A 13994-nucleotide genomic window follows, 5' to 3' on the forward strand; every position below is an offset into this window, starting at 1 on the left:
GCCCCGGCTGCCTCGCGCCTGCGCACGGGTCCGGGGCGGTGGCCACTGCTCTATTTGGTCTTGGTCACTTCTCGATGACCGCGAGGACGTCACGCGCGGAGAGCACAAGGTACTCCTCGCCCGCGTACTTGACCTCGGTGCCGCCGTACTTCGAGTAGATGACCGTGTCGCCGACCTTCACGTCGATCGGAACCCGGTTGCCCTTGTCGTCGATCCGACCGGGGCCGACCGCGAGGACCGTGCCCTCCTGGGGCTTCTCCTTGGCGGTGTCCGGAATGACGATGCCCGAGGCGGTGGTCGTCTCAGCCTCGTTGGCCTGGACCAGAATGCGGTCCTCGAGCGGCTTGATCGCAACCTTCGTCGCGGTAGTCACGGGCATACCCTCCTGGGGTATTGATGCTTCGCTATCGAGTGCCCGGTGAAGCCGTCGTCGCGGGTGCCGGCTCCGCCGGGTTGGCTGGCACCCTCGACACGAGAGTGCTAATCGGAGGTTATGCCGCTCGCTAGCACTCCGTCAAGGAGAGTGCCAAACACGCCACGAAATCACCCCACGCCCAACCCTAACGACAGCGTCGATCTTGCAGTTGTGGTGCCTGACAAACCCGGACATCGCGGGAGTGTCATGGCACCACAACTGCAAGATCGACGCATGATAATTGGGGCGTGGAGACCGACTATGTCCTTGCGTTCGGTACACCTCCTGGAAGGCAGGCGCTCGAAGCGGCGGCCGGGCTCTCGGGCGGCGATCCGCTGGCGGCGGCGTCGGCGCTCCGCGCCCGGGGCGTCCCGCCGGCGCTCGCCGCCGCGGCGCTGACCCAGACAGCGTTGCGGCGCAGGGCCACGGGCAAATTCGGCGCGGACGCGGCGGTGATGCTGTTCACTCGCGCCGGGCTCGAGCAGGCCACGCGGGCCCCGGTGGCGAACCGCCGGGCGCATCGCCTGGCCGCCGCGGGGGTACGTTCCGTGGCCGACCTCGGCTGCGGCATCGGCGCCGACACGATCGCGTTCGCGCGCGCCGGACTGCGAGTCCACGCGGTCGACGCCTCCCCGGTGACGGCGCGGATCGCCGAGGCCAACGTCCACGCGCTGGATCTTTCGGGAGTCGTACGGGTCGAGGCGCGCGACGCCACCGAAGTCTCCCTCGACGAGGTCGACGCCGTCTTCTGCGACCCGGCCCGGCGGACCTCCGGCGGTCGGCGGGTGTTCGACCCGCGCGCGTATTCGCCGCCGTGGGAGTTCGTGGCGGGCCTCGCGGCCCGCGTGCCGCACACGGTGCTCAAGCTGGCCCCCGGCATCGACCACGACCTGCTGCCCGACGGCGCCGAGGGCGAGTGGGTCTCCGTCGACGGCGACGTGGTCGAGGCGACGGTGTGGTGCGGATCACTGGCCGAGGCGCCCCGGCGGGCCACGCTGTTCCGCGGCTCGTCGGTGCACGGACTCACCGGCTCGGGCCTGGCGAAGGCACCGGTCGGCCCGATCGGCGGATACCTCTACGACCCCGACGGCGCCGTCGTGCGCGCGCACCTCGTCGCGGAGTTCGCCGCGGGCCTCGACCCGGCGGCGAGACTGGCCGACCCGACGATCGCCTACGTCTTCGCCGACACCCTGGCCGACACGCCGTTCGCCCGCCGGTACGAGGTGCTGGACCGCCTGCCGATCGCCCTCAAGAAGCTGCGGGCGGCCCTGCGGTCGCTCGACGTCGGCACGCTGACCGTCCTCAAGCGCGGCTCCGCCCTGGACGTCGAGGAGCTGCGCCGGTCGCTGCGACTCAGCGGCACGCGGCCGGCCGTGCTGGCGCTGACCCGGGTCGCGGGCGAACCGGCCGCGCTGCTGCTCAGAGCAGTGGATGCCCCAGCCGCTGCTGGAGGTTGATCAGCACGTCCTCGGCCAACTGGTCCGGCTGGCGGCGGCCGAACTGTTCCATGAGGTAGCGGCCGGTGTCGCGGCACATCTCGTACGTGAGGCGGTCGTGCAGCCAGCGCAGCCACTCCACGATCTCGTTGACGTAGAAGGCGACGCTCTGCTCGGAGTTGCGCTGCCGCCGCTCCTCCACCACCACCCGCAGCGCCGCCGCCAGCCGCTTGAGCGGGAAGTCGTGCCCGGCGAGCGCGTCGGCGAACACGTCGGCCCGGTGCCTCGGCGTCGTCGGCGCGACGGTCAGCTTCGGGAACGGCGGCTCCCCGGCGGTCCAGACCTGGGCGCTGCGCGGCACGAACTCCGGTTCGAGCACGACGTCGACCCGCGAGGCGTGCCCCGGGTCGTCGACGGCGACCAGGACCCGGGGCGCGCTCGAGTTGACCTTGGTCACGAACCGCGAGAGCCCGGTGGCCTCCTCGACGCAGAACCGCCCGTCGGGCAGGGTGAGGTTCCCGTCGAACACCAGCCGCCCCACGCGCGGCCCGGCACCCTGCCACAGCCGCACACGGACCAGCCCGACCTGCGGCCGGGCGGCGACCCGCACGTGGTGCTCGGTCGCGGTGACCGGCCCGTCGCCGTCGAACACCGCGAGGTCGACGGCGGTCGTGGCGCCCAGGAAGATGTGGCCGTGGCCGAGATGTAGCTGGACGGCACCGATCTGCATCTCGCTATTGTGGGCCAGTGGCGAGCAAGGGCACTCCGGCGACCGCTCTGTTGACGCGCGCGAAGATCGCGTTCACCCCGCACACGTATGAGGTGGACCCCAGAGCCGCCTCCTACGGCGAGGCCGCCGCCGCGGCGCTGGGCGTCGACCCGGCGCGCCTGTTCAAGACGCTGGTGACCACGGTCGACGGCAAGCTCACCGTGGGTGTGGTCCCGGTGTCGTCGTCACTCGACCTCAAGGCCCTCGCGGCGGCGGTGGGCGGCAAACGCGCCGCGATGGCCGAGCCCGCGGCCGCCGAGCGCGCCACGGGCTACGTGACCGGTGGCATCTCCCCGGTCGGCCAGCGCTCCCGCCTCCCGATCGTCATCGACAGCTCGGCGTCCACGTTCGCCACGGTGTTCGTGTCAGGCGGCCGCCGCGGCCTCCAGATCGAACTCGCCCCCGCCGACCTGCTCACGGTGACCGCCGCCCGTTCCGCACACATAACCACCCGCTAGCCCCTCCCCCTCCCCTCTCCTGCGTTGATCTTGCAGTTGTGGTGCCGCGACACTCCCACGATGTCCGGGTTTGTCAGGCACCACAATTGCAAGATCAACGCGGGAGGGGCCTATGCTGAAGCGGTGCGCGCCTCCGACGAAGACCGTGAGCGGGTGATCGCGGCCCTGCACCGGCACACCGAGGCCGGGCGGCTCACGCTCGACGAGTTCGCCGAGCGGGTCGGCACGGTCTATGCGGCGAAGACGATCGACGATCTGCGCGCCGCGACCGTCGACCTTCCCGTCCTCGCGCCGGTCGCCGCACCGTCCGGCGCCGCCACCAGCAACGAGCGGCAGCTCCTGCTGACCTTCCTCCTCGCGGTCGTCGCGGTCGTGTTAGTCGGCACCGCCTACGCGCTCTTCAACTGAACCGTGCCACGAGCGCCACAGCGCGGCGTAGGCGCCGTCCGCGGCCACCAGCTCGTCGTGGCTGCCCAGCTCCGCGATCCGGCCGTCCTCCACCACCGCCACCCGGTCGGCGTCGTGCGCCGAGAACAGGCGGTGCGCGATCGCGACGACCGTACGGCCTTCGAGGGCGCCCGCCAGGGACCGTTCGAGGTGGCGGGCGGCGCGCGGGTCGATGAGCGACGTCGCCTCGTCCAGGACCAGGGTGTGCGGATCCGCCAGTACCAGACGGGCCAACGCCAACTGCTGCGCCTGCGCCGGGGAGAGTGACAGGCCCGCCGTGTCGAGACCGGCGGGGAGGGCGGTCGCCCAGTCCAGCGCGTCGACGGTGGCCAGGGCCGCGAGCAGTTCGTCGTCGGTGGCGCCGGGCCGGGCCAGCGTCAGGTTGTCCCGCAGGGTGCCGAGGAAGATGTGGTGCTCCTGGGTGACCAGCGCGACGTGCCCACGCAACTCGTCCAGCGGCAGGTCGACGAGCGGCACGCCGCCGACCTCGACCGCGCCGGAGCCCGGCCCGTGGATGCCGGCCAGCAGCCGGCCGAGCGTGGACTTGCCGGCGCCGGACGGGCCGACCATCGCGAGCCGCTCGCCGGGGCGGATCGACAGGTCGATGCCGTGCAGCACGTCACGGCCCTCGACATAGGCGTACCGGACGTCCCGCGCGACCAGGCGCTCGTCGACGGGGACGCCACCCGACGGGGTCGCCGGATCCGTTCGTACACCCACGATGCGCGCGAACGAGGCCAGCCCGAGCTGCAGCTCGTCGAACCAGGACAGGACGCGGTCCAGGGGATCGACGATCGCGATGAGGTACAGGACGGCGGCCGTGACCTGGCCGACCGTGGCCCAGCCCGCGACGACAAACCAGCCGCCGGCGACGAGCGTGCCCGCGCCGGGCAGCACGTAGCCGAACTCGGTGAGCGGGAACCAGACGGTTCGCAGCCGCAACGTGTACCGGGCGGCGGCGAACGTGTCACGCAACTGCTCCTGGGTGCGCTCGACGCGAACCTGTTGCAGGCGCAGCGTGTCGACCGTGCGCGCACCCTCGACGGTCTCCGCCAGCCCGTCGGTGAGCTGCGCGAACGCGGCGCCCTCACGCAGATAGCCGGCCGTCGCCCGCTTGAAGTACCAGCGGGAGCCGAAGTACAGCAGCGGGACCGCGAGCAGGCAAGGCAGCAGCAGGATCGGGCCGACCAGCGCGATCGCCACGAAGGTCAGGAGCATCTGCAGCAGGGAGACGACGATCTCCGGCAGCGCGAACTGCACCGTGTCGGACGTGCGGCCGACGTCCCGCGACGCGCGGGTCAGCAGGTCACCGGTGCCGGCCCGCTCCACGGTGGACAGCGGGATGGTGAGCACCCGGTCGACGAACTCCTCACGCAGCCTCGCCAGCACCCGCTCACCGAGCCGGGCCGAGGTCAGCCGGGCGTACCGGACCAGCACCGACTGCACGATCACGAACCCGGCGATGGCGAGTGCCACCCGGTCGACGGTCCAGGCCGTCGTACCGGCGGACACGTGCTCGACGAGCTCGCCGAGCAGCCGCGGCGCGGCGAGGCCGGCGACCGCGGCGGCCAGGTGCAGGACGAGCACCAGGACGAGCATCCGCGGATACGTCGTGAACAGGCGCCGCAGGTACGCGCGTACCTCCTTGCCGTCGGCGACGGGCAGCATCAGTCCTCCTCCCGGGTCACGGTCGCGGCGTACGCGGGGCAGGTGACGAGCAGTTCCCGGTGCGTGCCGGTGGCCGCGACCCGCCCGTCGGCGCCGACGAACGCGACGGTGTCGGCGCGGTCGAGCAGCAGCGGGCTGGTGGTGCACACGACGGTGGTCCGGCCGTCCCGCGCGGCGGGCAGCCGCTCGGCGATGCGGGCCTCGGTGTGCGCGTCGACCGCACTCGTCGGCTCCACCAGGACGAGGACCGGCGGGTCGAGGGCCAGCGCACGGGCCAGCCGCAGCCGTTGCTGCTGGCCGCCGGAGAAGTCGCGGCCCCGCTCGGCGATCTCGGTGTCGAGCCCGTCGGGCAACGCGTCGACGATGTCCTGCACGGCCGCGGCGTGCAGCGTCGCCGTGTCGTCGCCGATCTGTTCCCGCAGCGGACCCCGGAACAGCCGGTCGTTGTTGTCGGCGACCACGATGTGCTCCCGCACCCGGTCAAGGGCGAGTTGCGGCAGCGGTACCTCCCGCAGGCGCGCCTTCGACTCCGGCGCCAGCAGCGCGATGCGGTCGGCGATGTCCGCGGCGTCCTCCGGCCGGACGGCGGCGAGCGCGGTGAAGGCACCCTGCCGCGCGACGAACCCGGAGCCGGGGTCGTCGAGATCACCGTCGACCAGCCGGACCGGTGCCGCCGGGGAGGTCAGCTCGGGCTCGACCCGCAGCAGGTCGACCACGCGCCGGGCGGCGACGAGCCCGCGGGTGAGCTTCTCGGCGAACTCGGTCAGCGTGCGCAGCGGTGCGACGAGGAACGCGGCGTAGGCGTAGAAGGCGACGAGTTCGCCGGCGCTGATGCGGCCGCTGACGGCGAACCGCGCGCCGAGCCACGTCACCAGCGCGACGAAGCAGCCGGGCAACAGGATCTGGGCCGCCTCGAGCATCGACTCGACCTTCGCGACCCGGACGCCGGCGGCGCGGACCCGCTGGGACTCCGCCCGGTAGCGGCCGGCGAAGACCGCCTCCCCACCGACGCCGCGCAGGACCCGCAGCCCGGCGACGATGTCGGCGGCACGGCCGGTCAGCTCGCCGGAGAGGTCCCGTTGGAGCTTGCGGCGGTGGTGCAGGGGGCGCAGGAGCAGCCCGACGACGGCGACCAGGATCGGCACGCCGATGACCACCACCAGGCCCAGCGGGACGGAGACCTGGAGGAGCAGCACGGTGACCACGACGATCGCGACGACCGCGCCGCCGAAGCGGGCGGTGATGTCCAGCGTGCTGGCGATGTGGTCGAAGTCGGTGGTACCGATGCTGACGACCTCACCGGTCGCGACCTTCTTCGGCAGCGTGGCGCCCAGGCGGGTGGCGTGCCGGACGGTGACCTGCACGGTGCGGAAGCCGGCGGAGAGGAAGTTGCTGACCGCGAACCGGTGCCGCAGGACGCCGGAGACCGCGGTGACCGCGCCGAGCCCGAGCAACCCCGCCCCGGACCACAACAGGCGGGTGCGGTCGTGCGTGGCGAGCGCGTCGATGCCGACCCCGAGCGCCGCCGGGACGAGCGCCTGGCCGAGCATCCAGACGATGCCGAACACCAGACCGCCCGCGATCAGCCGGAGCTGATGCCGGGCGACCCAGAACAGGTAGCGCGCCGCGGACCGGCTGTCGGGCTCGCCGGGCTCGGGCAGCGGGAGTCGTATCATGGCCCGCTGACCGTAACCCCGGAGGGGCGCTGAACGCCTTACCTTTTTCTACCGGTCGACCTGTGTGAAATCCCAGAACTGCGGCTTGCGCGCGACGAGGTGCGACGGCGGCTCGGCGAACGGCTCGGGGGTGCTGCCCCGCCACTTCGAGATGACGACCAGCCGGTGGTCCGTCGACGAGAACACCTCACTGGCCAGGTGCATCGGGAGCACCTCGACCTTGGGCAGCATCGCCTCGCAGACCCAGGACAGCAGTTCCTCGAACGCCTCCGGGTGCGCCCTGACCTCCCACATGCGCACGATCACGGCGCTGGACTCTACTACCATGACGCCATTCCTTACGCGGTCACCGCGGTGACCGGCATCGCGGAGTCCGACGGCAATCCGAGGTCGCCCGGCGTGGCGCCGGCGGCGACCAGGTGCGAGCCGAGCGCGGCGACCATCGCCCCGTTGTCGGTGCAGAGCTTGGGCCGGGGCACGCGCAGCGCGATGCCGTATTTGTCGCAGCGCTCCTGGGCCAGCGACCGGATTCGCGAGTTGGCCGCCACGCCACCGCCGATCACCAGCGTCTCGATCCCGTGCTCACGGCAGGCGTCGACCGCCTTGGCGGTGAGCACGTCGCAGACGGCCTCCTGGAAGCTGGCGGCGACGTCCTCGACCGGCACCGGCTCCCCCGCCCGTTGCCGTGCCTCCACCCATCGCGCGACGGCGGTCTTCAGCCCGGAGAACGAGAAGTCGAACCGGTGCTCCACCAGGTCGCGGGGCGCGGTGAGCCCGCGCGGGAACGGGATCGTCAGCCGCCCCTCCCGCGCGGCCCGGTCGATCGGCGGCCCGCCCGGGAACGGCAGCCCGAGCAGCCGGGCCACCTTGTCGAACGCCTCACCTGCCGCGTCGTCGATGGTCGCGCCGAGCGGAGCTACCCCGCCCGCCAGGTCGTCGACCCGCAGCAGGGAGGAGTGGCCGCCGGAGACGAGCAGCGCGATCGCCGGCTCCGGCAGCGCGCCGTGCTCCAGCGTGTCGACGGCCACGTGGGCCGCGAGGTGGTTGACGCCGTAGATCGGCTTGCCGGCCGCCAGCGCATAGGCCTTCGCGGCGGCCACCCCGACGAGCAGCGCACCGGCCAGCCCCGGCCCGGCGGTCACCGCGATCGCGTCGACGTCGGACAGGCTCACGCCCGCCTTGTCGAGCGCCCGCTGCATGGTCGGCACCATCGCCTCGAAATGCGCCCGGCTGGCGACCTCGGGCACCACCCCGCCGAAGCGGGCATGCTCGTCGACGCTCGACGCGATCTCGTCGGCGAGCAGGGTGTGCCCGCGCACGATCCCGACGCCGGTCTCGTCGCAGGACGTCTCGATGCCCAGGACCAAGGGCTCAGTCTTTGTGGTCACGCATCATCACCAGTGCATCCGTGTTGCTGGGCTGGTAGTAGCCGCGGCGGACGCCGACGGCCTCGAAGCCGTAGCCGGCATAGAGCTTCTGGGCGGGCGCGTTGTCGACCGCCACCTCGAGCAGGACCTGCCGCGCGCCACGGGCCTCCGCCTCGGCGAGCAGCGCCTCGAGCAGGCGCCGGCCGATCCCGCGCCGCTGGGCGTCCTTGCGCACCCCGATGTTCTGGATCCAGGCCTCGTCCGGCGGCGTGAACGCCAGCCCGGCATAACCGAGCACCCGGTCGCCGTCGAGGGCCACGAGGTAACGGTGGCCGCCGGCCAGCTCGTTCCAGAACATCGCGGCCGACCAGCGCTCCTCGCCGAACAGCTCGTCCTCGATCGGCAGAAGTTGCTCGATGTGGAACCACCGCAGCTCCGCGAGCTCGACCGTCCGGTTCACCGCAGCGCCGGCTTCCGTTCACCGGGCGCCACGGCGTCGGGACGGCGCAGGTAGAGCGGAACGAGCGTCTCGCCGGGCGCCTTGTCCAGGATCCGCTCGGCGGCGAGCTCGGCCAGGGCCTGGACCGACGGGTGTCGCGGGCCGGTGACGGGCAGCCGCAGCACCGCCTCGTATCGCTCGGCGCCCTCGCCGGCCGCGGCCGTCACGCCTGCCAGTGTGAGCGCGACCACATCGGGCTTCGCCACCCCGGGCTCACCGTCGCGGACGCCGTCGGTGTAGGTCGCCCAGTAGATCTCCTTGCGACGCGCGTCGGTCGCGACCAGCACCCGGCCGGGCAGCCGGTGGCCGATGGCGTCGAGCGAACTGACACCGTAGACCGGGAGGGCGAGCGCATGGCCCAGCGCCGCGGCGGTGACGAGGCCGGCGCGCAGCCCGGTGAACGGCCCTGGGCCCACACCGGCCACCACGGCGGCCAGGTCGCCGGCCGTCTTGCCGCAGCCGGCCAGGACGGCGGTGATCTGCGGGGCCAGCAGCTCGCCCGCACCGCGGGCGTCGACGGTCACCCGCTCGTCGAGCAGGGTCACACCGTCGTCACCGACCGTGACAAGTCCTGCGGTCACCGCAGGGGTTGCCGTGTCCACCACCATCACCAGCACGGCCCCAACTGTAGAGGAGCCCACCGCCGATCCCGGCCGCCGACCCGGCCATTGCGACGTCACAACCACGATCAGTTAACCGGGCCGCAACGAGCGGCTCCTACCATCGGCCGACATCTACGCAGGGCGGCGGGTCGAGTCGCGGCCCTGGACCGTGCCGGGCGGCCGCGGCGCCGCCTAGACCGTATCCACGCTCTCGCCGCGTCGATCTTGCAGTTGTGGTGCCTCATGAACCGGGCATTCCGGGAGTGTCCCGGCACCACAACTGCAAGATCGACGCGGGTGGACGGCCATCGCGGTCAGGCGGTGGGCGAGTTGGGCGGCGGCCTCCCGCAGCTCCGGAGGCTCCAGCACCTCCGCCTCGAAGCCCAGCCGGGCCACGTGCATGGCGAGCCGGTGCAGATCCTCCCCGCCGACGACGAGCACGCACCACCCGTCGCGATCGTCCTCGACCCGCCCCACCTGGGGCGGCACCAGCTCCCGCACCCGGTCGGGCCGGGCGTGCAGCCGCACCCGGGCGAGATGCCGATACGGCGCCTCGGTCACGGACCGCTGCACGTAGGCGACCGGGTCCGGATGCTCCGTCGCCCGGAAGCGCCAGGTCGTCGCCACCACCTCGCGCATCCGGTCCAACCGGAAGGTGCGCCAGTCGTCGCGGTCGACGTCCCGGGCCATCAGGTACCAGCGGCGGCCGGTGGTGACCATCCGCAGCGGCTCGACCGTCCGCTCGCGCTCCCCGCCGTCGCGGCCGGTGTACCGGAACCGCACCCGCACGGCGTCGCGAACGGCCCGTGCGAGCGTCACCAGCAGCTCCGCGTCGATCTCGACCCCCGGGCCGACGAGGGTCTCGGTGGCGCCGTGCACCGCCCGCACCTCGGCGCGCAGCCGGGGCGGCATCACCTGGTCGAGCTTCGCGAGCGCCCGCAGCGCGGCCTCGGCCGCCCCGGCGACCGTGCCGCCCGACGCCAGCCGCAGGGAAACCGCCGTCGCGATCGCCTCCTCGTCGTCGAGGAGCAGGGGCGGCAGCCGGGTGCCCGCACCGAGCTGGTAGCCGCCGCCGACGCCCGCCGACGCGTGCACGGGGTAGCCGAGTGTGCGCAGCCGCTCCACGTCGCGGCGCACCGAACGGTCGGTGACCCTCAGCTCGGCGGCCAGCTCGGCGGCGGTCCAGGACGGCCGCCGTTGCAGCAGCGTCAGCAACCGCAGCACCCGCTCGGTCGTCGCCTCGACGGTCACCCGCTCATCGTTCCACAGATCGCGGAACGATCCTGTCCGCTATAGGCGGCAGGCTGGGCCCATGACTGACCGATCCTGGAATCCCCTGCTCCGAGAGCAGTTCGCCGGGCACTGGACCGACCGGCTCGGCGACCTTCGCCCGCACACGCACCTTCCGACCCGGCAGGAGGCGAGCTGAGATGGCCCGCGAGGTCCAGTGCACGTTCGACTGCGCCGACCCGGCCGGGCTGGCGGCCTTCTGGGCCGAGGCCCTCGGCTACCAGGTGCAGAGCCCGCCCGCGGGCTTCGAGTCCTGGGACCAGGCCCTGGACGCGATGGGGGTGCCGCCCGAGCGCCGCAACGACGCCTCGGCGGTGGTCGACCCCGCGGGCTCCGGGCCGCGACTGTTCTTCCAGCGGGTGCCGGAGCGCAAGCAGACCAAGAACCGCGTGCACCTCGACGTGCGAGCCGCTCCCGGGCTCGCGGGCGACGCGCGGATGGCAGCCCTGGAGGCGGAGGCCGAGCGGCTCGTCTCCCACGGCGCCACCCGGCTCGAGCGCCACGAGCCGGCTCCCCCGCTCGACGCCGGTCACATCGTGATGGCCGACCCCGAGGGAAACGAGTTCTGCCTCGACTGATCGGTCGCGCGGCGGGACCGGCGACGTCCAGCTAGCACCGGGCACCCAGGCCCGCCAGGCGGACGTCCCAGTCGCCGCCGCGCGGAATCAGGGCCACCACCCTGGCGTCGTCGTCGCGGCGGTCCAGGCGAACCTCCAGGTGCTCGTCGCTGAGCCGCTCGACCAGGCCCTCGCCCCACTCCACCAGCGTGACCGAGTCCTCGAGCGTCGCGTCGAGGTCCAGCGCGTCCACCTCGCCCAGCGGATCTCGCACGCCGCCGAGGCGGTAGGTGTCCACGTGGACCATCGGCACCTTGCCGCCGCCGGCGGTGTCGGGCTGGTGGACACGGGCGATCACGAACGTCGGCGAGGTCACGTCGCCGCGCACGTGCAGGCCCGCGCCGACGCCCTGCGCCAGCGCCGTCTTGCCGGCACCGAGCGGGCCGGTCAGCACCACCAGGTCGCCCGCTCGGAGCACGGCGGCAAGCTCCCGGCCGAAGGCGCGTGTGTCGTCCACGGTGGACAGAATTCGGCTCACTGCTCCAGCACTTTCGTCAAGAACGTGTCCATGGCCTCGTTGACCACGTCGGCGTGCTCGAGCAGCACGACGTGGCCGCCGTCGGCGACGATCATCAACTCGGCCTCCGGCAGCACCGACGCTATCTCGCGGGTGTGGGTGAGCGGCGTCAACACGTCGCGGTCGCCGCAGACGAGCAGCACCGGCACCGAGCACAGCGGGCCCAGCAGCAGCAGGCGCGCGTGCGTGTAGAGGGTGCGGAGGTACCGCGCGATGACGTCGGTCGACGTCTTCGAGTTCATCTTCTCGACATACGACACCAGGGCCGGGCTGGGGCGCGCGGTCCCGAAGCCGTACCGCCGGGTGAGCAGCCAGGCCAGGTCGGTCGACGCATGGCGGGCCCGGTCGATGACGGCCGAACTGATCGGGCCGGCGAAACCGATGATCGGCAGCAGCGGCCGGCGGAACTTCGCCACGACGTCGGGCAGGCCGAAGTTGACCTGGTCGAGCTTGCCGGCCGAGGTCGAGATCAGCACGACCCCCTCGACCCGGCTCTCGAACAACTCCGGCATCTGTTCGGCCAGAGCCATGATCGTCATGCCACCCATCGAGTGGCCGACGAGCACCACCGGGCCGGTCGGCACGGTCGCCTGGAGCACCGCGCGCAGGCCGGCACCGAGCGCTTCGAGCGAATACTCACCCCTGTGCAACTTGCCCGAGCGGCCGTGGCCCGGCTGGTCGTAGAAGACCATGCGGTGCTTGCCCTCGAACGCCTTGCGCTGGAAGTGGAACGTCCCCATGTCGAGGCAGAAGCCGTGCACGAAGACGAGCGTCGCCCGGCTCGGGCCGTCGACGACCTCGACGTGCAGGTCGATGCCGTCGTCGGTGGTGACGGTCAGCCCCTCGTCGAAGTCCCAGACGCCGAACTCCTCGTCGGCGTGGACGTCTTCGGCCTTCTTCGAGCGGTTGACGATGTATCGCTCGGCCGCGACCCCGGCGGCCACACCCGCGGCGGCCAGGCCGACGACCGCGCCGATGATGCCGGCCTTGCGGCGTTTGCTGCCCTTGGCGACCTCAACGTCCGTCATGCCGGCTCCCCCACGTAGATCCGCGGCGTCCGCTCGCTGCCCATCCGCGTCACGATCTCGTAGTTGATGGTGTCGCCGGCCAGCGCCCAGTCGTCGGCGGTCGGCTCGCCCTCCGTGCCGGCGCCGAACAGCACCGCCTCGTCGCCGACGCGCACCTCGTCGTCGCCGCAGTCGATGACGACCTGGTCCATGCAGACCCGCCCGACGATGCGCCGGACCTTGCCGGCCAGCCAGACGGGGCCCCGGCTGCTCGCCGAGCGCGGAACGCCGTCGCCGTAGCCCAGCGGCACCAGCGCCAGGGTGGTGTCCTTCAAGGTCTTGTACGTGTGCCCGTAGGAGACGCCCTCGCCCGCGGACACGGACTTCACGAGCGCCACCCGGGCGTGGACACTCATCGCCGGACGCAGCGCCGGGCCGGCGCCGGGAACGGGCGAGAGACCGTATGTGGAGAGGCCGACCCGCACCATGTCGAGGTGACTGTCGGGCAACGTGACGGCGGCGGCCGAGTTGGCGAGGTGCCGCAGGCGGGGCGCGATCCCGAACCGCGCGGCGGTGTCGACGGCCTCGTGGAACGCCGCCAACTGCCGCCCGATCGAGGGGTGCCCCGGCTCGTCCGCACACGCGAAGTGGCTCCACACACCGACGACCTCGACGTGCCCGTCGGCCTGCGCCTTGGCGGCCCGCTCGACCAGTGCCGGCCAGTCGGCGGGATGCGCGCCGTTGCGCGAGAGCCCGGTGTCGACCTTGAGATGGACGCCGGCCACACTCCCGACCTTGCGGGCGCCCCGCACGATCTCGTGGAGCGTCCCGATCGACGACGCGGAGAGATCGACCCCTCGCTCGACGGCCTCGTGCAGCGGCCGTCCCGGGCTGTGCAGCCACGCGAGCACCGGCGCGGTGATGCCGTCGGCCCGTAGCCGAAGGGCCTCGTCGAGCGTCGCGACCCCGAGCCAGGTGGCGCCGGCCTGGAGCGCGGCCCGAGCGACGGGCAGCATGCCGTGGCCGTAGGCGTCCGCCTTGACGACGGTCATGAGGTGGATGCGCGGCGCGAGGAGACCACGCAGGGTCGCCACGTTGTGCCGGATCGCGTCAAGATCGATCCGGATCTGCGCCTGCCACATCCCCCTAGGGTAAGGGCTAGTCGGAGGGTGAGCCGGTACGCCCACGTCACACTACGGTGGGCAGCGGATCTCCACCCGTCCCGG

At 72.6% G+C, this 13994-nt stretch carries 16 protein-coding genes; 4 read left to right on the top strand and 12 right to left on the bottom strand.

What is annotated here, in order from left to right:
- Positions 1–64 precede the first annotated feature (64 nt).
- Complete coding sequence (groES, locus tag Drose_RS34100; RefSeq protein ID WP_190249331.1) at positions 65–379, bottom strand: co-chaperone GroES; 315 nt, start codon at positions 377–379, stop codon at positions 65–67.
- A gap of 284 nt (positions 380–663) precedes the next feature.
- On the opposite strand from groES, the gene Drose_RS34105 reads away from it, so the two are divergent.
- The gene (locus Drose_RS34105) at positions 664–1872 is read left to right on the top strand and encodes a class I SAM-dependent methyltransferase (protein ID WP_260725356.1); all 1209 of its coding nucleotides are present in this window, start codon (positions 664–666) and stop codon (positions 1870–1872) included.
- Here Drose_RS34105 and Drose_RS34110 read toward each other — a convergent pair.
- Positions 1835–2581: a hypothetical protein gene (locus Drose_RS34110; protein WP_260725357.1), complete on the bottom strand. Its 747-nt coding sequence runs from the start codon at positions 2579–2581 to the stop codon at positions 1835–1837. The two genes, Drose_RS34105 and Drose_RS34110, sit on opposite strands and share 38 nt — an antisense overlap.
- A gap of 17 nt (positions 2582–2598) precedes the next feature.
- On the opposite strand from Drose_RS34110, the gene ybaK reads away from it, so the two are divergent.
- The gene (gene ybaK, locus Drose_RS34115; RefSeq protein ID WP_260725358.1) at positions 2599–3078 is read left to right on the top strand and encodes a Cys-tRNA(Pro) deacylase; all 480 of its coding nucleotides are present in this window, start codon (positions 2599–2601) and stop codon (positions 3076–3078) included.
- A gap of 123 nt (positions 3079–3201) precedes the next feature.
- Positions 3202–3486, top strand: a complete 285-nt coding sequence (locus Drose_RS34120) for a DUF1707 SHOCT-like domain-containing protein (RefSeq protein ID WP_260725359.1) — start codon at positions 3202–3204, stop codon at positions 3484–3486.
- Here Drose_RS34120 and Drose_RS34125 read toward each other — a convergent pair.
- The 7 genes from Drose_RS34125 to Drose_RS34155 all read right to left on the bottom strand — a co-directional run bounded on the left by Drose_RS34125 (position 3454) and on the right by Drose_RS34155 (position 10588).
- Positions 3454–5193: an ABC transporter ATP-binding protein gene (locus Drose_RS34125; protein ID WP_260725360.1), complete on the bottom strand. Its 1740-nt coding sequence runs from the start codon at positions 5191–5193 to the stop codon at positions 3454–3456. The genes Drose_RS34120 and Drose_RS34125 overlap by 33 nt on opposite strands.
- Entirely contained in the window at positions 5193–6869 is a 1677-nt protein-coding gene (locus tag Drose_RS34130) for an ABC transporter transmembrane domain-containing protein (RefSeq protein WP_260725361.1), read from the bottom strand. Before Drose_RS34130 ends, Drose_RS34125 begins: the two co-directional genes overlap by 1 nt.
- Before the next feature lie 48 nt (positions 6870–6917).
- Entirely contained in the window at positions 6918–7175 is a 258-nt protein-coding gene (locus Drose_RS34135; protein ID WP_259869407.1) for a hypothetical protein, read from the bottom strand.
- A gap of 32 nt (positions 7176–7207) precedes the next feature.
- Positions 7208–8257 carry a tRNA (adenosine(37)-N6)-threonylcarbamoyltransferase complex transferase subunit TsaD gene (tsaD, locus tag Drose_RS34140; RefSeq protein ID WP_260725362.1) on the bottom strand — a complete coding sequence of 350 codons (1050 nt, stop codon included), beginning with the start codon at positions 8255–8257 and terminating at the stop codon, positions 7208–7210.
- The gene (gene rimI / locus Drose_RS34145) at positions 8241–8696 is read right to left on the bottom strand and encodes a ribosomal protein S18-alanine N-acetyltransferase (RefSeq protein ID WP_260725363.1); all 456 of its coding nucleotides are present in this window, start codon (positions 8694–8696) and stop codon (positions 8241–8243) included. The genes tsaD and rimI overlap by 17 nt, the downstream gene beginning before the upstream one ends.
- Positions 8693–9352, bottom strand: coding sequence for a tRNA (adenosine(37)-N6)-threonylcarbamoyltransferase complex dimerization subunit type 1 TsaB (gene tsaB, locus Drose_RS34150; protein ID WP_260725364.1), 660 nt, complete (start codon positions 9350–9352; stop codon positions 8693–8695). The genes rimI and tsaB overlap by 4 nt, the downstream gene beginning before the upstream one ends.
- Before the next feature lie 177 nt (positions 9353–9529).
- The gene (locus Drose_RS34155) at positions 9530–10588 is read right to left on the bottom strand and encodes a helix-turn-helix transcriptional regulator (RefSeq protein WP_260725365.1); all 1059 of its coding nucleotides are present in this window, start codon (positions 10586–10588) and stop codon (positions 9530–9532) included.
- 179 nt (positions 10589–10767) lie between these two features.
- Between Drose_RS34155 and Drose_RS34160 the strand changes: the two genes are divergently transcribed.
- Positions 10768–11205, top strand: a complete 438-nt coding sequence (locus tag Drose_RS34160; RefSeq protein ID WP_260725366.1) for a VOC family protein — start codon at positions 10768–10770, stop codon at positions 11203–11205.
- Between the two features lie 31 nt (positions 11206–11236).
- On the opposite strand, the gene tsaE is transcribed toward Drose_RS34160, so the two are convergent.
- From tsaE to alr, 3 genes are read right to left on the bottom strand one after another with little or no spacing between them, the layout of a single operon-like run.
- A complete protein-coding gene (gene tsaE / locus Drose_RS34165) occupies positions 11237–11710 on the bottom strand; it encodes a tRNA (adenosine(37)-N6)-threonylcarbamoyltransferase complex ATPase subunit type 1 TsaE (RefSeq protein WP_260729916.1) in 474 nt (157 codons plus the stop codon).
- 8 nt (positions 11711–11718) lie between these two features.
- Positions 11719–12789: an alpha/beta fold hydrolase gene (locus Drose_RS34170; protein WP_260725367.1), complete on the bottom strand. Its 1071-nt coding sequence runs from the start codon at positions 12787–12789 to the stop codon at positions 11719–11721.
- Positions 12786–13910: an alanine racemase gene (gene alr / locus Drose_RS34175; protein ID WP_260725368.1), complete on the bottom strand. Its 1125-nt coding sequence runs from the start codon at positions 13908–13910 to the stop codon at positions 12786–12788. Before alr ends, Drose_RS34170 begins: the two co-directional genes overlap by 4 nt.
- Between the last annotated feature and the right edge of the window lie 84 nt (positions 13911–13994).

This window comes from Dactylosporangium roseum (assembly GCF_025264685.1).
Lineage (GTDB): Bacteria > Actinomycetota > Actinomycetes > Mycobacteriales > Micromonosporaceae > Dactylosporangium > Dactylosporangium roseum.

Excerpts from the sequence above, each read along its gene's own strand:
- Drose_RS34110 (WP_260725357.1), bottom strand. The coding sequence starts at position 2,581 with ATGCAGATCGGTGCCGTCCAGCTACATCTCGGCCACGGCCACATCTTC.
- groES (WP_190249331.1), bottom strand. The coding sequence starts at position 379 with ATGCCCGTGACTACCGCGACGAAGGTTGCGATCAAGCCGCTCGAGGAC.
- Drose_RS34170 (WP_260725367.1), bottom strand. The coding sequence starts at position 12,789 with ATGACGGACGTTGAGGTCGCCAAGGGCAGCAAACGCCGCAAGGCCGGC.
- Drose_RS34130 (WP_260725361.1), bottom strand. The coding sequence starts at position 6,869 with ATGATACGACTCCCGCTGCCCGAGCCCGGCGAGCCCGACAGCCGGTCC.
- Drose_RS34160 (WP_260725366.1), top strand. The coding sequence starts at position 10,768 with ATGGCCCGCGAGGTCCAGTGCACGTTCGACTGCGCCGACCCGGCCGGG.
- alr (WP_260725368.1), bottom strand. The coding sequence starts at position 13,910 with ATGTGGCAGGCGCAGATCCGGATCGATCTTGACGCGATCCGGCACAAC.
- Drose_RS34125 (WP_260725360.1), bottom strand. The coding sequence starts at position 5,193 with ATGCTGCCCGTCGCCGACGGCAAGGAGGTACGCGCGTACCTGCGGCGC.